This is a genomic window from Limnovirga soli (assembly GCF_013106755.1).
GTDB lineage: Bacteria > Bacteroidota > Bacteroidia > Chitinophagales > Chitinophagaceae > Limnovirga > Limnovirga soli.
Map to the genome: position 1 here is coordinate 75,973 of NZ_WHPF01000017.1, position 19,862 is coordinate 95,834.

The 19,862-nt window shown below is 40.9% G+C and carries 18 protein-coding genes; 14 read left to right on the forward strand and 4 right to left on the reverse strand.

The genetic code is table 11. From position 1 onward, the window contains the following. The first annotated feature begins 244 nt into the window (after window positions 1–244). The 12 genes from GD597_RS19655 to GD597_RS19710 all read left to right on the forward strand — a co-directional run bounded on the left by GD597_RS19655 (window position 245) and on the right by GD597_RS19710 (window position 10,966). Window positions 245–595: an NADH-quinone oxidoreductase subunit A gene (locus tag GD597_RS19655; protein WP_171609620.1), complete on the forward strand. Its 351-nt coding sequence runs from the start codon at window positions 245–247 to the stop codon at window positions 593–595. Beyond that, on the forward strand, window positions 586–1,140 hold the full coding sequence (locus tag GD597_RS19660; RefSeq protein ID WP_171609621.1) for an NADH-quinone oxidoreductase subunit B: 555 nt from the start codon (window positions 586–588) through the stop codon (window positions 1,138–1,140). Before GD597_RS19655 ends, GD597_RS19660 begins: the two co-directional genes overlap by 10 nt. 5 nt (window positions 1,141–1,145) lie before the next feature. Beyond that, a complete protein-coding gene (locus GD597_RS19665) occupies window positions 1,146–1,601 on the forward strand; it encodes an NADH-quinone oxidoreductase subunit C (RefSeq protein ID WP_171609622.1) in 456 nt (151 codons plus the stop codon). Between the two features lie 170 nt (window positions 1,602–1,771). Next, entirely contained in the window at window positions 1,772–2,887 is a 1,116-nt protein-coding gene (locus GD597_RS19670) for an NADH-quinone oxidoreductase subunit D (RefSeq protein ID WP_171609623.1), read from the forward strand. A 172-nt stretch (window positions 2,888–3,059) separates the two neighbouring features. Next, a complete protein-coding gene (gene nuoH, locus GD597_RS19675; RefSeq protein WP_235954365.1) occupies window positions 3,060–4,094 on the forward strand; it encodes an NADH-quinone oxidoreductase subunit NuoH in 1,035 nt (344 codons plus the stop codon). A 52-nt stretch (window positions 4,095–4,146) separates the two neighbouring features. Then, window positions 4,147–4,623, forward strand: coding sequence for a 4Fe-4S binding protein (locus GD597_RS19680; RefSeq protein ID WP_171609625.1), 477 nt, complete (start codon window positions 4,147–4,149; stop codon window positions 4,621–4,623). Continuing rightward, window positions 4,623–5,141 carry an NADH-quinone oxidoreductase subunit J family protein gene (locus GD597_RS19685; RefSeq protein WP_171609626.1) on the forward strand — a complete coding sequence of 173 codons (519 nt, stop codon included), beginning with the start codon at window positions 4,623–4,625 and terminating at the stop codon, window positions 5,139–5,141. Before GD597_RS19680 ends, GD597_RS19685 begins: the two co-directional genes overlap by 1 nt. Next, complete coding sequence (nuoK, locus tag GD597_RS19690; RefSeq protein ID WP_171609627.1) at window positions 5,138–5,452, forward strand: NADH-quinone oxidoreductase subunit NuoK; 315 nt, start codon at window positions 5,138–5,140, stop codon at window positions 5,450–5,452. The genes GD597_RS19685 and nuoK overlap by 4 nt, the downstream gene beginning before the upstream one ends. 139 nt (window positions 5,453–5,591) lie before the next feature. Beyond that, window positions 5,592–7,517 (forward strand): NADH-quinone oxidoreductase subunit L, encoded by a 1,926-nt coding sequence (nuoL, locus tag GD597_RS19695; protein ID WP_171609628.1) that lies wholly within the window; start codon window positions 5,592–5,594, stop codon window positions 7,515–7,517. 111 nt (window positions 7,518–7,628) lie between these two features. After that, window positions 7,629–9,110 (forward strand): complex I subunit 4 family protein, encoded by a 1,482-nt coding sequence (locus tag GD597_RS19700; RefSeq protein WP_171609629.1) that lies wholly within the window; start codon window positions 7,629–7,631, stop codon window positions 9,108–9,110. Window positions 9,111–9,157: 47 nt separating this feature from the next. Beyond that, the gene (locus GD597_RS19705) at window positions 9,158–10,570 is read left to right on the forward strand and encodes an NADH-quinone oxidoreductase subunit N (protein ID WP_235954366.1); all 1,413 of its coding nucleotides are present in this window, start codon (window positions 9,158–9,160) and stop codon (window positions 10,568–10,570) included. Window positions 10,571–10,603: 33 nt separating this feature from the next. Continuing rightward, window positions 10,604–10,966, forward strand: coding sequence for a hypothetical protein (locus tag GD597_RS19710; protein WP_171609630.1), 363 nt, complete (start codon window positions 10,604–10,606; stop codon window positions 10,964–10,966). A gap of 329 nt (window positions 10,967–11,295) precedes the next feature. Here GD597_RS19710 and GD597_RS19715 read toward each other — a convergent pair whose 3' ends face one another. The 4 genes from GD597_RS19715 to GD597_RS19730 form a co-directional block, all read right to left on the reverse strand. After that, window positions 11,296–11,754 carry a hypothetical protein gene (locus tag GD597_RS19715; RefSeq protein ID WP_171609631.1) on the reverse strand — a complete coding sequence of 153 codons (459 nt, stop codon included), beginning with the start codon at window positions 11,752–11,754 and terminating at the stop codon, window positions 11,296–11,298. 247 nt (window positions 11,755–12,001) lie between these two features. Beyond that, window positions 12,002–12,520 carry a hypothetical protein gene (locus GD597_RS19720; protein WP_171609632.1) on the reverse strand — a complete coding sequence of 173 codons (519 nt, stop codon included), beginning with the start codon at window positions 12,518–12,520 and terminating at the stop codon, window positions 12,002–12,004. Between the two features lie 133 nt (window positions 12,521–12,653). Then, entirely contained in the window at window positions 12,654–13,244 is a 591-nt protein-coding gene (locus GD597_RS19725) for a hypothetical protein (RefSeq protein ID WP_171609633.1), read from the reverse strand. Between the two features lie 162 nt (window positions 13,245–13,406). Beyond that, complete coding sequence (locus tag GD597_RS19730) at window positions 13,407–14,672, reverse strand: glycosyltransferase (RefSeq protein ID WP_171609634.1); 1,266 nt, start codon at window positions 14,670–14,672, stop codon at window positions 13,407–13,409. A 493-nt stretch (window positions 14,673–15,165) separates the two neighbouring features. Between GD597_RS19730 and GD597_RS19735 the strand changes: the two genes are divergently transcribed. Both GD597_RS19735 and GD597_RS22110 read left to right on the forward strand, forming a co-directional pair. Further along, on the forward strand, window positions 15,166–15,885 hold the full coding sequence (locus GD597_RS19735) for a hypothetical protein (RefSeq protein ID WP_171609635.1): 720 nt from the start codon (window positions 15,166–15,168) through the stop codon (window positions 15,883–15,885). Window positions 15,886–16,317: 432 nt separating this feature from the next. After that, a partial coding sequence (locus GD597_RS22110) for a MopE-related protein (protein WP_262888868.1) occupies window positions 16,318–19,862 on the forward strand: 3,545 nt, incomplete at its 3' end.

Genomic DNA, 19,862 nt, shown 5'->3' on the forward strand with positions numbered 1-19,862 from the left:
GCTTCCTCCCGTCAAATGCAGATACAAATTGCCAAAGCAATTAAAGTGCAACAAGAATTATTTACCTCGCCAAAAATGCTTTTATACTTTATGTTTTTGTATGAATTGACGAGCAATAATTTAACCGGTAAAAATAGCGAAGCGCACACTTATAAACACATGATAAAATAAATACCCACAATATGAGTAAAATCATTGTTCACTAATCTAATAGTTGCTAAATTAGTGCTCACAAACGATTCAAATGGGTGTATCTTCCTTACTCGTTCTCATCTTCGCTGCCATCGCTTTTTCTGCAGGTGGTATAATGGTTGCCAAAATACTTGTAAAGGGTTCTAAAAACCCGCAAAAGGGTCAGGCTTACGAATGTGGTATACCCACAGAAGGCAGTCCCTGGAACCAGTTTAATGTAGGTTATTATTTATTTGCACTTATATTCCTCATCTTCGATGTTGAATTGGTTTTTTTATATCCATGGGCAGTAGTAGTTAAGCAAATTGGCTTTGCTGCATTTGGCGAAATCATTGTGTTTCTATTTATATTATTTATGGGATTTTTATATGCACATAAAAAAGGAGCATTGAAATGGAATTAACTGCAACTACACAGGTGCCATTCCCCGGTCAGGTGCATCCAACAGAAGGTGGTGGTGTGCTTATCAGTAAATTAGACGAAGTAATTAATTGGGCAAGGTCCAATTCTTTATGGCCACTGGTATTTGGTACCAGTTGCTGCGCCATAGAAATGATGTCTACCGCTTCTGCTAAATACGATTGGTCAAGATTTGGTTTTGAAGTAGCAAGGGCTACCCCACGTCAGGCCGATGTAATTATTATAGCAGGTACAATTGTAAATAAAATGGCTCCGGTATTAAAGCGTTTATACGATCAAATGGCCGATCCCAAATATGTAATTGCCATGGGGGCCTGTGCTACCAGCGGAGGGCCTTTTTTCTATAACACTTATTCCGTAGTAAAAGGGGCCGACCATGTAATTCCTGTTGATGTGTATATAGCCGGTTGTCCGCCAAGGCCCGAAGCACTAATACACGCCATGCTTACATTACAGGAAAAAATAAAAAGCGGTGGTACAAGGGAGCAAATAAAGATTGATAAGGATATGAACATCATAAATGGTTAGCACACATGACGAATGAAGCATTACAGGAAACCATTACCGCATTAATACCAGATACACAATTTGAAACAGGTGCCGAATGGCTCACCATTACTACAGATGCTGTGGCAATTAAGCCATTACTTACTGCTTTGCGCCAAACCGCCGGTTTAGATTTTGATTATCTTTTTTGCCTTTCCGGTGTAGATTGGAAAACGCATTTTAATATAGTATATCACCTAAGTTCCACAACGCAAAGGCATACCGTAGTAGTAAAGGCCAAAGTAAACCGCGACAATCCGGAGATTGACACTGTTTCAGATATATGGCGCACTGCAGAGTTTCATGAGTTGGAGGCATATGATTTATTTGGGATCATTTTTACAGGCCATCCGGGTTTGCGCAGGTTGTTTTTAACAGATGATTGGAAAGGCTGGCCATTGCGTAAAGATTATGAAGATCCTATAAACATGATTAAGTTGTAATACATTAAAAGGTAATATTAGCCAGGCTTTGATGCAAAAATTAAGCACCGCTTGCGTCGCACACTTGTACTGTAACAAGGCCTCAGCAAAATATAGCTTGCCAGTAAGTTTTAGAAAAGTAACGATTAACCAATATTTTTTCCTTTCAAAAAGGATACAGGAGGTTCTCTATGTTCGAAGAAGTAGGCACAACAACCGAAGGCGATTTAGTGATCAATGTTGGTCCGCAACATCCTGCAACCCACGGTGTATTGCACCTGGTGCTTACACTTAACGGGGAAACCATTAAAAATGTTGAGCCACACCTTGGATATATTCACCGTTCTATAGAGAAAATGAGTGAGAGCCTTACCTACAGGCAGTTTATTTATGTAACCAGCCGTATGGATTATCTTTCCTCTCACATTAATAACCATGCCTGTGCTTTAACAGTAGAAAAGGGTTTACAAATAGAAGTGCCGGCCCGTGCGCAGGTAATTAGGGTGTTAATGGATGAACTTACCCGCCTGGCATCACATCAGTTATGGTGGGGGGCTATGGCTATGGACGTAGGCGCACTTACGCCGTTCTTTCACGCCTTCAGGGAACGGGAAGCGATAAATGAAATAATGGAAGAAACCTGCGGTGCCAGGTTAACCATGAACTATATATGCCCAGGCGGCGTAATGATTGATTTGCATCCAAATTTTCAGCGGAAGGTGAAGGAATTTATTACACTCTTCAAATCAAAAATTGATGAGTACGATGAAATGGTAACCGGAAATATTATTTTCCAGAACCGCATGAAAGGCATAGGCCTACTGAGTAAAGAAGATGCCATTTCTTATGGGGTTAGCGGCCCGGCTGCAAGAGGTAGTGGTGTAAGTTGTGATATAAGAAAACTATATCCCTACGAAATATATGGAAGTTTGAATTTTGAAGAAATATTGGAAACAGGCGGTGATTGTTTTGCCCGATACCTCGTACGTTTTAAAGAAATGCGCCAATCACTCTCTATTATTGAACAATTGATTGATAATATACCTGAAGGTGATTTTCAGGCAAAAACCAAAGCTGTACTTAAATTACCTAAAGGAGAGTTTTATAGCAGGGTAGAAACTGCACGGGGAGAGTTGGGTGTATACCTGATAAGTGAAGGTGGTACAACACCTTACAGGGTTAAATACAGGTCTCCGGGATTCTCTAATTTATCTGCTTTAAATCATATGAGCAAAGGATATAAATTAGGTGACCTGGTTGCTATAATGGGTACTTTGGACCTTGTAATTCCGGATATTGACAGATAAGGTTTGCTGCATAGCATTGTTGGCGTACAAGTGAGTGACACAAAGAACGATGCATAAAGATGCACTGCCTGCAACATATGAATTTGGATATTTTTTTATTACATAAATGAATCCCTGACGGATTGAGCCTATGTTTAGCTTGGAAGGAATAACAGATGCAATTTACAGTTGGTTGAACAGTACTTTCAACCCTACCATTGCTTTATTAATAGAGTTTGCCATTGTGGTGGTTTGTGTAATTGGTTTATTCGCCGTATTGGGTTTGGTACTTGTTTTTATGGAACGCAAAGTATCGGCCTATATGCAAATAAGACTTGGCCCTAACCGTGTTGGTTTTAAGGGCTCAATGCAAACCATGGCCGATACCTTAAAGCTGGTTTTAAAAGAGGGACTTGTACCTGATGGTGCAGATAAATTTCTATTTAACCTGGCGCCATTTGTTGTAATGATTGTTGCCATGTTAATACTGGCACCAATACCTTTTGCACGCAATTTTCAAATGTGGGATATTAATATTGGCGTGTTATATGTTACTGCTGTTTCCTCCTTATCGGTAATTGGTATTTTAATGGCCGGATGGTCGAGCAATAATAAATATTCTTTACTGGGTGCCATGCGCAGTGGTGCGCAGATTGTTAGTTATGAACTAAGTGCCGGACTGGCCGTACTTTCTATTGTGGTGCTTACGGGTAGTTTGCAATTATCTGATATTGTAAACTCGCAACAAGATGGCTGGTGGATTTTTAAAGGTCATATACCTGCCATCATTTCTTTTGTGATTTTTATAATTGCTGTTACTGCCGAAACCAACCGGGCACCTTTTGACCTTGCCGAAGCCGAGAGTGAATTAACTGCTGGTTTTCATACTGAATATTCGGGAATGCGGTTTGCCTTATTTTTTCTGGCAGAGTATGTAAATATTTTTATTGTATGTAGTATTGGCGCCATTTTATTTCTGGGCGGCTGGATGCCATTTCATATAGGCAACTGGGAGGCATTTAACCATGTGATGGATTTTATCCCATCGTCTGTATGGTTTTTTGGAAAGGTGTTCTTTTTGATTTTTTTGATCATGTGGTTCAGGTGGACTTTCCCGCGTTTGCGCATTGATCAGTTATTAAATCTGGAGTGGAAATACCTGTTACCCATTAGTATGTTTAATTTATTACTAATGACATTAATGGCTATTATGGGCTGGTATTTTTAAAGTAAGTACTTGCATTAGAATGTAACAAAAGCAAAAACTGTAAACTAAAATTATGTTCATAGTTGATTATATAAAGGAAGTATATGGTGCTGTAAAATCACTACTAACCGGTATGAACCGCACCGGCTATTATTTTACGCATCACAAAGAAATTATTACACAGGAATATCCTGATAATAAGGACACACTTGTTTTATCAGAACGTTTTAGGGGCGAAGTTGTAATGAAACATGATGAGAATAACGAACATGCCTGCACCGGCTGCACTGCCTGCGAACTGGCCTGCCCCAATGCAACTATTAAAATCATTACCAAATTTGATGTTACACCCGAAGGCAAAAAGAAAAAAGCCATCGACACATTTGTATATCACCTTGAACTATGTACCATGTGTAATTTATGCGTGGAAGCATGCCCTACTGGTGCAATTACCATGGCACAAACATTTGAACATAGTGTTACAGACAGAAGTAAGCTTATCAAGAAATTAAATCAACCTGGATCAAAAATTAGGGAGGGCGTAGAATAATGAGTGCATCAGTTATAATATTTTACATCATCGCAGCTTTTATACTGGGTACGGGCATTTTGGCCGTAACTACCAGAAAAATATTCAGGGCTGCCATATGGCTGCTATTTTCACTAATAGGCATAGCCGGCTTATACTTTCTGCTTGAAATGAATTTTATTGCTGCCGTACAGATAGTAGTATATGTAGGTGGTATAGTAGTACTTATTATCTTCTCCATTTTTCTTACCCAAAAATCAGGCAAGGAAATGCAGAAACCTATACTGGTAAGGCAGTTATTTTCAGCCGTCGCCACCGTTATAGGCTTTGCGCTGGTTTGGTTATTAATATCGCATAACAGTTTTGCCACTAACAGTACTTCCATTGTAGATGTGAATGTAGCCAATATAGGTACACAACTTTTAAGTACCGGCGAGCACGGATTTATATTGCCATTCGAGCTGGTAAGCATATTGCTGCTGGCAGCTATGATAGGTTGTATTGTTATTGCCATGAAAACAAAACAGGAACAATTATGAGCGAAATACCATTAACACATATTCTTTTTGTAAGCACGGCTTTATTTTTTATAGGTATGTATGGTTTATTTACCCGGCGTAATATGATTACCATGTTAATGGCCGTAGAGCTAATGCTTAATAGCGTAAACATCAATTTTGTTGCATTCAACAAATACCTGTTTCCCGAAAATCTGGACGGTGTATTCTTTACCATTTTTATAATAACCATTGCAGCTGCCGAAGCGGCAGTAGCCATCGCTATTATCATTAATTTGTACAGAAGTCATCACTCAATAGATGTGGAAGACGCTACAGAAATGAAATGGTAATTCGCAATAAAAACAGGGATGTGCCGGGCGTAGGTATTTTACATCAGCATCCGTTGCGTCGCACTCTTGTATAGCAGTAATGCTATGCAGCAAAAAAGAAAAGTTTATTAATAACAATATCGGGTAAAAAGAAATAGCCATGTTCAATAATATAAACATAGCGTTGGTTCCGCTGCTGCCTTTGGCAAGTTCTATACTGCTGGGTTTATTTGGCAGAAAATATATTAAAAATGCAGCCGGCATTATTGGTACGGCCGCATTGTTGGTTTCAGCGGTATTATCCGCATACATTGCCTATGAATATTTTTTTGTTGCCGGTAAAATAGATAATGTATATCAGCCAATTATTGCCATGCAATATAATTGGTTACAGTTTACCCCTTCGCTGTCTATTAATTTAGGCATCATCATAGATCCTATTTCTGTTATGATGATGGTAGTAGTAACATTTGTATCCTTAATGGTGCATGTGTTTAGTTTGGGTTATATGAAAGGAGAGGAGCGCTATGCTACCTATTATGCCTATTTATCACTGTTTACATTTTCTATGTTGGGGCTGGTAATATCCACCAATATTTTTCAAACCTATATGTTTTGGGAGCTGGTAGGGGTTTCATCCTACTTGTTAATTGGTTATTATTTTCAAAAACCTTCTGCAGTTTCTGCAGCCAAAAAAGCATTTATTGTAACCCGTTTCGCCGATCTAGGCTTTTTAATAGGTATATTAATTTTGGCATTTCATGCCGAAACATTGGATTTTCAAACCCTGATTCAAAGACTGACAGATGCAAACAGTACACAATTTGCCTCATCAGCCAGCAGCACATTTTTGGGTGTATCGGCATTAACCTGGGGCTTAACGCTGGTGTTTATGGGTGGCGCAGGTAAGTCTGCCATGTTCCCCCTGCATGTATGGTTGCCAGATGCAATGGAAGGCCCAACACCGGTATCTGCTTTAATACATGCTGCTACCATGGTAGTGGCAGGCGTGTATCTGGTTGCCCGTTTATTCCCCATATTTTCTTTTGACGGAGCTGCCCTTACAGTAGTAACTTATGTTGGTGCATTTTCTGCATTATTTGCTGCCATTATTGCCTGTACCCAAACAGATATTAAACGTGTGCTGGCCTATTCTACCATGTCGCAAATTGGCTTTATGATGTTTGCACTTGGGGTATCTGGTTATGGCGGAGAAAATGGTTTGGGTTATATGGCAGCCATGTTTCATTTATTTACCCATGCATTTTTCAAATCATTATTATTCCTTGGTGCCGGCGCGGTAATTCATTTGGTGCATAGTAACGATATGAATGATATGGGTGGATTGCGTAAATTAATGCCCATTACGCATATAAGTTTTTTAATTGCTTGTTTTGCTATTGCTGGTATACCGCCATTCGCCGGATTTTTTAGTAAGGAGGAAATATTATTATCAGCATTTCATGCCAACACGCTTGTGTATGGAGTGGCATTATTAACCTCTGGACTAACCGCTTTTTATATGTTCAGACTATACTTTTCTATTTTCTGGCAGAAAGATACAGAGGTACATGATAGCCATGGTGAAGGGCCTTGGGCAATGAAATTGCCATTGATTATTTTAGGCGCCCTTGCTTTGCTGGCTGGTTTTGTTCCATTTTCTTCATTGGTTACTGCAGATGGTATGCCATTGGAAACCCATATAGATATTGCCTTTTCAGCAGCACCGGTTTTGCTGGCAGCGGCAGGCATTTTACTGGCCATGCGTTTATATAAAAAGGCAAATGAAACACCTGCAAAAATTGCACTTGCACTCGGTGGCTTATACCATGCTGCCTATCGTAAATTTTATATTGATGAAGTATATGCCTTTGTTACAAAGAAAATTATATTTAATCTTATTGGCAGGCCCGCAGCCTGGTTTGACAAACATATTGTAGATGGATTAATGAATGCAATGGCATCTGTAACTGCCGCTTTTGCTGGTTTAATAAAAGGCTTGCAATCAGGTAAAGTACAGCAGTATGCATTGTACTTTTTTGGCGGCATTGTAACGCTTACTATTTTAATTATTTACTGGTGGTAATGTTTGGATATGGCTTTGCTGCATAGCATTACCAACCGTACAAGAGTGCGACGCAAGTAAAGCCCGGTTTTGTTTTTAGTTTGGCTCATAACCTTAAATGAAGTATACAACATGAACTTATATTGGTTACTGATATTGCCCACGATAACCGCATTTGCGCTGTTGCTGGGGAACAACCTGAAACAGGTTAGGATGATTGCATTTGGCGGTGCCTTGCTGCAAATGGTGCTGGCATTTATATTGTTGTTTGCTTTTTGGCAGCAACGCAGTGCCGGTAATACCGCCCCCATGTTATTTGAAAACAACCTTAGCTGGTTTGCGCCATTGCATATTAATTTTCATACAGGTGTGGATGGCATTTCTGTAGCAATGATTATGCTTACTTCATTTGTGGTGTTATCAGCAGTGCTGGTATCCTGGAAAATGGACATGCAGTACAAAACATTTTTCTTTTTATTGATTTTCTTAAGCATTGGAGCGTATGGGTTTTTTATGTCGCTGGATGTTTTTACCCTGTTTTTCTTTTTGGAAATTGCAGTAATACCCAAGTTTATGCTAATTGGTGTTTGGGGTAGCGGCAAAAAAGAATACAGTGCTATGAAACTGGCATTGATGTTAATGGCAGGCTCGGCACTGGTATTTGTAGGATTGATGGGTTTGTATTTTAATACTGCAGATACCAGCGGCGCCCACTCGTTCGATTTAATGCAGATTGCCCAAATGCATATTCCTGTAGAGGCACAAATGATATTTTTCCCATTTGCTTTTGTAGGCTTTGGCATATTTACAGCATTGTTCCCTTTTCATACCTGGGTGCCGGATGGGCACTCCTCTGCACCCACCGCAGCATCTATGTTTTTGGCGGGTATATCTATGAAACTGGGTGGTTATGGCTGTTTACGGGTAGCTACTTTTTTAATGCCTGATGCCGCACATGCTTACTCATGGATTATTATTTTGTTATCTACCATAGCCATTATTTATGGCGCCTTTGCTACGATGATGCAGAAGGATTTGAAATACATTAATGCTTATTCCTCTGTAAGCCATTGTGGTTTTGTGTTATTGGGTATTGGAATGTTAACCGAAACTTCAATTACCGGGGCGGTGATGCAAATGGTATCTCATGGATTAATGACAGCCCTTTTCTTTGCTGCCATTGGCATGATCTATAGTAGAACCCATACCCGTATGGTTGCCCAGTTGGGTGGCTTGTTAAAAATTATGCCTTTTATTTCTACTGTATTTGTGATAGCCGGTTTATGCTCATTGGGTTTGCCCGGCTTTAGTGGTTTTGTAGCGGAAATGACGGTGTTTATGGGCTCATGGCAAAACCCGGATACTTTGTACCGCCTGGCAACCATTCTGGCTTGTGCTTCCATTGTGGTAACTGCGGTGTACATTTTAAGGGCCGTAGGCAGTACAGTAATGGGACCTGTTACCGATGAACATTATAATGCGCTTACCGATGCTGGCTGGTACGAGAAATTAGCAGCTATTATCTTAATAGCAGGTATTGTGGCAATTGGTATTGCACCTTTTTGGCTTAACCAGTTAATAGCACCCGTTGCTGCAACTATATTGAAGAAATAAATGGCTGCCGGTAAAGTATACTTTGCCTTACGCTTTAAACTGAGACTATGTTGAACGATTTTTTTATACTGATGAAATTTGAATTGCTGCCTGCAGTAATCTTTTTTGTATTGCTATTTATTAAAGTAGGTACTGCAGAGCTTTCAAACGCCTCCATTATAAGGCTTGCCAATATTTTGTTATTCATTAATCTGGTGGCTGGCTTTTTTTATAATAAAGATGGCGGCATGTTTGGCGATATGTTCCATACCAATGCTTTAATCGTATTGCAAAAATCTATTCTAAACCTGGGTATTTTTATCGTTTCACTGCAGGCTGAAGCATGGTTGAGAACCCATAAACATGTAATAGAGTTTTATCTGTTATTATTATCCAGTTTAATGGGTATGTTTTTTATGATTAGCGGCGCTAACCTGTTAATGTTTTATCTGGGATTAGAGCTGGCCACCATCCCATTGGCTGCATTGGCAAATTTTGATCTGGAAAAAAGAAAATCTTCTGAAGCCGCCATGAAACTGATTATGTCTTCGGCTTTTTCTTCCGGCTTATTATTGTTTGGTATTTCTTTAATGTATGGTACAACAGGTACCCTGGGTTTTGCGCAATTGCCTGCACTGCTCAATGGCAGTAATTTACAGGTGTTTGCTTTTGTATTATTATTTGCTGGTTTTGCATTTAAAATTTCTGTGGTGCCCTTTCATTTATGGACGGCAGATGTGTACGAAGGGGCTCCCGTTCCTGTTACATCCTTTTTGTCAGTTGTATCAAAAGGGGCATTTATTTTTGTGTTTGCTTCTGTATTATATACTGTATTTAAACCCCTGGCCGATACATGGTATCATATGCTCTTCCTGCTTAGTGTACTCACCATGGTTATTGGTAACCTGTTTGCATTAAGGCAGCAGAATATAAAACGTATGCTGGCTTTTTCTTCCATTGCGCAAATGGGCTTTATATTAATTGGTATATCCGGCAGCTCGCAGGCAGGTACGGCTTCTGCAGTGTATTTTGTGCTGGTATATGTATTTACCAACCTTGCTGCTTTTGGCGTGGTAGCCCTGGTAAGTGCCCAAACCGGTAAAGAAGATATTACCGATTACAAAGGCTTTCATGCTACTAATCCGGTATTGGCATGGGTGCTAGCCATTGCCTTGTTTTCGTTGGCAGGTGTACCGCCAACAGCAGGTTTTTTTGGAAAATTCTTTTTAATTATGGCAGGCGCTGCAAAACAAAACTATTGGTTAATTACTATTGCAGCGCTTAATATGATTGTATCATTATACTATTATTTAAACCTGGTAAAAGCCTTGTTTATGGATGCCAATGCAAGCCCGGTACCCAAAATTACTTTTGGTGTGTATGCTAAATTGGCTATCGTTATTTGTATTGCCGGTATGGTACTTAGCGGATTAGCCAGTGTGGTGTACGAGTATATTTATAACCTTAGTACGGGCTTTTAAACAATATTAACGCAGCTATTATAATTACATATTATGGCAATTAATAAAAATCACGAATTTGAAGAACTGGATGGCGTTAAATGTGCAATTGTTGAAAAAAATGCCAGTGCTGCAAGAGCAGCTTTTTTGCAAAATATATTATATTATAACCGCTATACGGTGGTGGTGGTGCCCAGCCCTGCCCCCAAAGCCGCACCTGTAAAAGATGCTGAGGCAGCGCCATTGCCGCCTGCTCCCGAAACATTTACGGTTGGTGTTACCGATGTTACGTTTAACCCAATCAATGCCATATTTGGCAGAATGCTAAAAGCACCTCAGGGACATGTGGTAACCCTTGCTTTCTGGCAGCAAAAAGAAGATCATCCTATCGATGAAATTCCTTATTACGCCAAGTAAAAAATCCTACTATTTAATCTATTTATTTATTTGTAGCCAGACATAAGAACAACTATATGGCTTTACTTGCGTCGCACTCTTGTACTTTCAGATTGGCTATTGGGCTTTTACCAAAGCGGAAATTATAGTAAAAGCATTTGTATAGGTCAAAGCAGACGAGGAAGAAGGTTGGGTGGTAAAATCGCCTTTGTTTACTCGACGATTTGCAGACTACAAACTAAAGAATGTGTCATATTTAAGTATGCCAAATACAATCATTACTTGAGTTGAATTGCAAAAGGGATTTTGTCTTTTAGTTTTCAATGTAAATGCATTTGTTCTTGCAAACATTAAAGCAAATTGAATTGTCTGAAGTGATGCGTAAAATGTCTGGTATGAAACCTTACCCATTCCTGATAATTTAGTTCACCCATTGTCGGATTAATAGGTTTGTCTAATTGATGATGCATAAAATAATTGTCAAAGTCATGTAATTCAGTTTTGAGTTTGTCAATAGCCTCGGTCAAATTAGAATATTTAAGTTGTGGAAGTCCTTCTGAAGGCAAAACTGGGGATTTAAAACCTATTGGCATATCCTTGTCAGTTCCAATAACAAATGCCTTGATTTGTTGCTCTTTTTCAATTGAATAATTATGTTGTTGAGGTTCTTTTCCGTTTGAGAAACGTACTGCAAAAGTTATATGCTCTACCATATGTTGTGGGGTCATTGCCCCAAACGCTGGTTTGTTGTCTGCCTGAAGTTTGCTTAAAATCTCAAACAATTTTGTTCTGTCTAAAATGTCAATCATTGTTGTTTTGTTTTTTATTGCTTTTTTAGCCTTACCGCTAACCAACCGTTATTTACTTTGCCCGGGAATAGCTTCTGTGTCTGTCGGAACTGATGCTGCCAACCGTGGCAATGATAAAATTGCATACGCTTAACAGAGAAGTATTGTATTCCCGGAACAAAAGCTGAAAAAGAACTTACTCCCGGAATTGCCTCGTACAATCGGGTTGCCAAAATATTTTTGTTGTATGCCGTATTATAGTACTTTATTAAGTATACCTGTATCCGTTGGACTTTAGATTCAGTCTCTGAAATTTTCTTAGATATTTTTTCTTCGTCATAGTCAAGAAAATTATTCCATGAAGCCCTTTGGTTCCATAAAGTGCTAATGTTTTTGGATTATTGCTACTTAATAAACCAACTTCTTTAATGTAATGCGCAGTCAAGAGCTTTGTCAATTTTATTATTTGACCATTTTTTGTTCCATTGTCAATTATCATAAAATAACCTCCAACTACTAATGATGGTTTCCCATCCCCGTAAACTCTGTTTCCTAAACTATCGGAAATCCTAATTCTATCATTGTAAAATTGCCTAACGTAAATATTAGTGTCAATGAGAAGGCGAATATTTATTGCCGCTAATTGTTGCTCAAGTGGCAATGTTTTTAAGCTGTCGATCCACTTATTATTTTGGTCGCTGGTAAGAATAAAATTTGGAGCCTGCCCACAAGCCGATGAAAAAATAAAGCAAACCCCAAAAATAAATCCTGATACTTTTGTCATCATAAGAGTACGTTTAGTATGACATACCACTTAAATATAGACGAACATCCTGGCCTTGACAAAAAATCCAATAATTTGATCCGTTCACATAAGAGTCCGGAAAGAGCACTAATTGAAATTTCAATTGTGGACCCGATTATACTCCTTTGCTCATACGAACTGTTCTTAGGAATCGTATTGAGTTTTGATAAAAGTCATTTAAATTAATAGTGTCTTTTGTTTTGATATCGTAATGAAACTCAATTTCATTGTTTTTTATCGTTGTCAATGCAGCAATCTTGGCAAAATATTTTTGCTTTTCCCTATCAAAACCAGTTAAGTAAACAATTGAAAAATACCTGCCTCCAAACTTCTCTATAGTATCGGAACGAATTGTTCCATTGTATTCGTCAAAGGAAAGCCTTTTTTTGAAGTGCTCATGTCTCACTAAATTTCTGGATGTATCGCCATCCTGAAATGGAAAGTAACTTGAATGGATTATGGTGAATTGGTTAATTGGAATATCTGGAATATCATAATAAAAACCAGTTTCCATAAATATGGGAAATGACTTTGGCTGATACCTGTATAGCTCATGGTCACAAGGTTTTCCGCAGTCCGAATGATTTGTCCAATAGAACGAAGTGTCAAAGCGTTCAGGTATAGAAAATGAAATAGTTCCTAAACTATCTTTTAATGTCATTGTTTCCAATGTTGAATTCTCCGGAAAGGTTTCAATTGTATTCATATGCGTCCCGTCCATACATGAAGGCAAAAAAATAACGGCTATGATTTTAATGAGGTGACGCATGCTTTAGACAATATCTTAAAAGTAAATGAACATCCTGGCCTTACCCAAAAATACAGCTATTAGTAATATGCACTTTTAAGGCCAGGGTAGACTGTGTTTTTATCCTTCGATAAAGTAATTTTCAATTGCTGTTACCGCGTTTTCAAGGCCTTTTTCATTTCTGATTATTTCTCCTACATACAACACACATTTTTTTATTTCATCTGCCTTCGCTAGTTGAATGGCAGCAATTAGTTTATCTGCTGTTAATTTTTTAGCGGGTATATGTATGCCTATATTTTTGTGCTCTACGATTTTCCCCCATGTTGGTTGATCAGTATAAAAAGATATTATTACCATAGGTAAATTGTTGCGCAGCATTGCCGCCAATGTCCCCGCACCACCATGAAAAACCCCAACTTTACATTTTGGCAAAACTGTTTCATGATTCACATATTTGGTTACAAAAAGGTTTTTATGTATTGGTAATTCATTAAACAAAGACCAGCCTGTGCAGAACAAAATCCTTTCATTTGTTTTTTCTAAAACCGCTGATATAATACTTGTAAATTTTTCGGTGTTTCCAACACCATTACTTCCAAAGCCAATATAAACCGGTTTGCTGCCTTGCGATAGCCAATCGCTCAGTTCAGCAGAAGTTTTGTCCAAAAAATGTGCTTCTCTTTTTTGGGCTGGCACAGTTAAAAAACCAGATATTTTGTGATGAGCTTCCCAGTCTTTGGGTTGCGAAATAAGTGCCGGGCTTATACAATATAAATCTAAAACTTTTTGTTTGTCTACATGTCTAATAAGGTTTTCAGTTAAAATTGGAAGCCCTAATTCTCTGCGATATTCATTGGTGTCTTTTTTTACGAACTTCCAAAAAAATGCCTGTGCTATTTTATAGGTTAATTTGTTGTACCACGAAAAGTGTAAAAAGTCAAAGTCGCCTAATGGAAATTCTTTTGTTGGCACAACTGGTGGCATAAAATAGGTAAGTGCTATTTTCTTGTTTTGCTTTTCTGCAATGGCACTCACTATAGGAAGTGTCATTGCATTGGCAATGATAAAATCTACTTTGCTAATAGCATTGAAATAACTTTTCCTAAGAGGTTCTCTCGTATCGTGAAGTACTTTAAAATAATACTTCATTAATTTTATGGGGTACTCAGATTTAAGAATGGCTTGCCCTTCGGTTGAATTCATCATCGTTTCAGCGTTTCCAAAAAGCGGTTGAAATGGAATGTCAAATCCCTCAACAAATTCTTTAAAATCTTCAGTTGCTGAAATGGTCACCTGATGCCCTTTGTCTATAAGCCCGAGTGCCAGCGCCACGTATGGTTGCAAATCTCCTCTTGTTCCGTATGTGTAAATTCCTATGTTCATTTATTCTTGTTGGTTAGTTTGGGCTTTGGCAGTATAGCAAACAAATCAAAAATAGACGAACCCTATAGTCATACCAAAAAATTCGGCTAATACTGAACTGTAATTTTAAAGTGCATTTATTATTTTGCTGGTATCCAATAGGTTTTTGCCAACTCACTCAATACTGCCAATCTATTCCTGCCGACCATTGCCCCGAACACCGCAGTGAGTGACACAACAAACGCTCAATAGTAGCCAAACAGCTGGCTCTCCAAAAAAACCGATAAATAAAACCCCCTGTTCGGACAGTTTTGGCACCCTTTCGTCCCATACCAGATTAACGGATATTGTTTTGATAATATGTTTACCAGGTCATTATTTATGGCAGTTCATTCGTCGCTTAATTTTTTGACAGAAGATATACTCATTTATACTCCGTTCAAAGTTGAATGATATCTATGTCATTATTCGATTACCTGATCTGCCCAATTGTTTCACTTTCAAAAAATTTAAAATGAAAAAATTCCTCTTCCTGCTTTTATCGCTTCCTGTAATAGGAATGGCACAAACCAAAACAGTCGTTTCATCCAATCGCTTATTTGCTAAAAACGATAAAATTATTGAGTTTGAAAAAGCCCTGGCCAACCATGCACAAAAATACCATACAGGTGATGTTACCTGGCGTGTATGGGCTATACAATCGGGCCCCGATGCCGGCGGATACATGGTAACTGAAGGACCAACTACATGGGCAACCTTAGATGGCCGCGCCGACATTAGTGCCGAACATACTGCCGACTGGGATAAAAATGTAATGCCACTTACCGAAGGTCGCGGGCAAAGGGGATATTACGATTTCCAGGCAGATTTAAGTACCGTTCAATTAACCGATTATGCTGACAAAATTGTGATCACACACATGACGGCAAACCCCGGGAAGATTATTGATATAAAAGCCCTTATTCAAAAATTGCAAAAGGTGTGGATGGCCGATGGCCAATCTGTGGCAGTTTATTCAATTGTATCTTCCGGCGAACCCGGATTTATAACCGTTACCCGTTTAAAAAATGGTTTAAAAGAATTGGCCAGCGATTACCGTAAACCAATGCCCGAAAGGTTCGATGCAGCTAACGGTGTTGGTGCTTATGACACCTGGTTAAAAAACTATTCAGATATAGTGCAATTGCGCTGGACTGAATTATTGGTATACAAACCCTTGCTGAGTTCGAAGTAATTAAACAAGTACACTATAAGCAAAAGGGCGGCTATTAAAGCTGCCCTTTGCTGTTTTACAAAGGCATAGGTGCAGTAGCAAAATCATCAAAAAATATAGCCATAAAAACAAAGCTTATTAGCCTGGCAACCCATTAATAATTAGGCTATACTTGCGTCGCACTCTTGTACAGCTGTCTCCATGCTCAGCAAAGCGTTGTGATACAAGTGAGTGACACAACAAACGCTCAATAATAGCCAAACAGCTGGCTCCCAAAAAAATCCCGATAAATAAAACCCCCTGTTCGGACAATTTTAGCACCCTTTCGTCCTTACCCGAAAGGTTTCAATGGTATTAGGTATTATGTTTATCGGGCAATCTGTTATTGTGCTAAATACACAAGCTGACTGTTGCTATTGGAACACAGTTCCATAACCGTTTTAAATAAGCATTATGAAAAAAAAATTTACATTATTAGTGGCCATTTTTGCTCTTGCACTACTGCGGGTTAATGCCACTACTTACACAGTAACGAACGTAAACAATGCAGGAGCAGGTTCACTGCGGCAAGCCATTGACAATGCCAATAACAATGCAGGAGCAGATGTTATTGACTTCAGTAATACACTTGCTAACCAAACCATCACCATAATCAGTCCTTTTTTGGTGATTACCAGCGACCTGACCATTAGTGGCTCGGGTGCCCCCAACCTCACCATCAGCGGTGGCAATGCTTCCCGCATCTTCTGGATTCAAAACGGCACGATTACCATCCAAAACCTCACGCTCGCCGACGGTTACGCCAAAGGTGGCGACGGATCTGGTGGTGGCATGGGCGCAGGCGGGGCTATCTTCATGCATGAAGGAAGGCAAGACCCTGGTAATAATAATAACCTTCTGAGTGGCAGTATAGATCTGCGCCTCGTCAATGTAATACTGAAAAACAATAGAGCAATCGGCGGCAGTGGTGGCGGTGCCAGCCTCGGCGGTGGTGGCCTTGGTGGCAGCGGTGGCGGCGGCGGCGGCGGTGGCGGCGTATTGGGCAATGGAGACGGTGCAGGAGGCAGTGTGACTAACGCGAGTGGGTCTACTGCAGGTGCCAATGGTGGAATAGCCATTTTCGGCAACGGCGGCGTTTACGGTGGCGGCGTCGGTGGCGTCGGTGCCGACATCCCTGGTTTCGGCGGTGGTGGCGGTATTTACGGCGACGTAGGCGGCTTTGGCAGTTTCGGCGGTGGCGGCGCCTTCACACCTCTGAGAAGCTTCGGCTATGGTGGCTTCGGCGGTGGCGGTGGTGGTGGTGAAGGCTTCGGTGGCTTCGGCGGCGGCGGCGGCGCCGGTGGCTTCGGCGGTATCGGCGGTTTTAGCGGTTTTGGCGGTGCTGGCAGTTCCAGTGTAGGCGGCGGCGGCGCCGGCTTTGGTGGTGCCATTTTCGTTACCAGCGGCAAGCTCACGTTGCAAGGCGTTACTTTTGATGGCAACACAGCTACTGGTGGTACGGGCGCCAACAATGGCAAAGGCTACGGCGGAGCGCTCTTCATTTTTAATAAAGCGGATAATGGCAATTATGTAGCGCCGGGCACAACCAATGACCCAAGTGTTGTTGGGTGTGGCGTGACTTATATCAACAACAGCGCAGCGGATGATCCGAATAGTGCAACCAATAATGACGACTTGTATGGGGTAATTGTATATTGCGCAACCTGTATAACAAACCCGGTAGTAACCAACAATGCAGATGCAGGCCCCGGCAGCCTGCGACAGGCAATACTGGATGCCTGCCCGGGCAGCACTATCACTTTTGCAGGTGGCATTACGGGCAAAATAATCCTTACCAGTGGGCAGCACCTGGTTATCAATAAAAACCTGACCATCAATGGCCCGGGCGCCGGTCTGCTGGATGTGGAAGCCGTGCCGGAGCCGAAAAAAACCAGGAGGGTATTTTGGGTAGAAAACGTAACGGCTACTATCCGTAACCTTACCATTAGTGGTGGATATAATGAGGCATACCAGAACTACGACGAACCTATTATTGATGGCGCGGGTATTTACAACAAGGGGCAGCTTACGCTGGAAGGTTGTGTAATTGCCGACAACCAAATTTGGGGTTGTTGCCTCAATTATGGCAAGGGCGCTGGTATTTTCAATTCCGGCATCCTTACCGTGCGCAATACGCATATAAAGGACAACAAGTGCACATTTGAATCCGACCAACTTGAATCTTCCGCATATGGTGGTGGTATTGCCAATATGGGCGGAACGATGTATATGGAAAACTCCACCGTGTCGGGAAATTACGGCCTCCCTGGCGGTGGCATGTACAATACAGGTACGGCTATTATTACAGGATCTACGTTTAATGATAACCCCACCGGCGCTATAATGAACTTGGGAGATGCCATTTTGCGCCTTACCAACAGCACCATTAGCGGTAATGGAAATTATGGTTACGACGGTGGCGGCCTCTTTTTGGGCGGCCAGGGCGAAGTGGTTATTAATTTCTGTACCATTACCCGCAACTTTGGCGGCATTTACAACGAACGCTCAGTTGAAACAGGCACACCGCAAGGCACTTTCACCATTCAAAACAGCATACTGGCGGGCAATATCGGGCCCGACGACGAATATGGTGGAGGCTCCACCGGCGATTATTATTTCCCCCGTCAACCTTACTTTCCGCCGTCTGGATATGCTAATCTTAATTCGCTGGGAAATAACATTTTTGGCAATGTAAATGCTCCCCTCAACTGGACATTTAACGGACCCGGCGACCAGGTAGGCAGCACAGCCTCGCCCATCAACCCACAACTTGGCCTATTAGCGGATAATGGTGGTAATACCAAAACCCACGCATTGCTTACCGGTAGCCCTGCCTTAAATGCCGGTAACAATGCCCTGGCGCCTGCCAACGACCAGCGTGGTGTTGTACGCCTGCTTACTGTGGCCAACCCTGCTGACATGGGTGCTTATGAATATGTGGCACCTTCAGGGGCAACCGCATCGGTTCTTAGTGTAAACGGAACCTCTTCCATTTGCAAAGGAGCAACCGCTAATTTAGTGGTAACCATTACCGGCGGTACTGCGCCTTACACGGTTGTTTATTCCGATGGCACCAACAGCTTTTCCGTACCCGGTTATATAAGCGGTACTGATATTCCCGTATCACCCACTATAAATACCACTTATTCTCTCATATCCGTTACCGATGCTAACCTAACTGCCGGAACGGGAAACAGCGGCACTCCAACTATCACAGTAACCGACCCGCCCACCTGGTACCTTGATGCAGATGGTGATGGCTATTATGTAAGCAGCACACAAGCCTGTACTAGCCCTGGCATTGGTTACAGTTTGACAGGGCTTCCCGGAGATTGCAACGATAATCCAATTGGTGGTGCAGCCATTAATCCGGGTGCAACCGAAGTTTGCGATGGCATTGATAACAATTGCAACGGTCAAACCGATGAAGGTTTTACTGATACCGATAGTGATGCTATTGCTGATTGTGTAGATACAGATGACGATGCTGATGGCACGCCTGATGTCGATGATTGTGCTCCTTTGGATAACAGCAAATGGCGCAATGGCAATTTCTATACCGATGCAGACGGAGATGGTTATAACAGAACCGACATCTATGGAAATGATATCAAAGAGGAAATATGCTACGGAGCAACAATTCCTACTGGGTATAGTTTAACAACCAATGGACCGGAGTGTAATGATAATGATGCATCTATCAACCCCGGTGCAACAGAAGTGTGTGATGGGATAGACAACAATTGCGATGGTCAAGTTGATGAAGGTTTCCCGCTTATTACCTACTACTTTGATGTAGATGGCGATGGATATGGCAGTGCTAATAATCCTGTTCAGGCAAGATGTTTCCAACCTCAAAACACCGTAATCAATAATTTAGATTGCGACGATCAAAATGCATCCGTGCACCCCGGCGCACCCGAATTATGCGATGGCTTAGACAACGATTGCGATGGAGG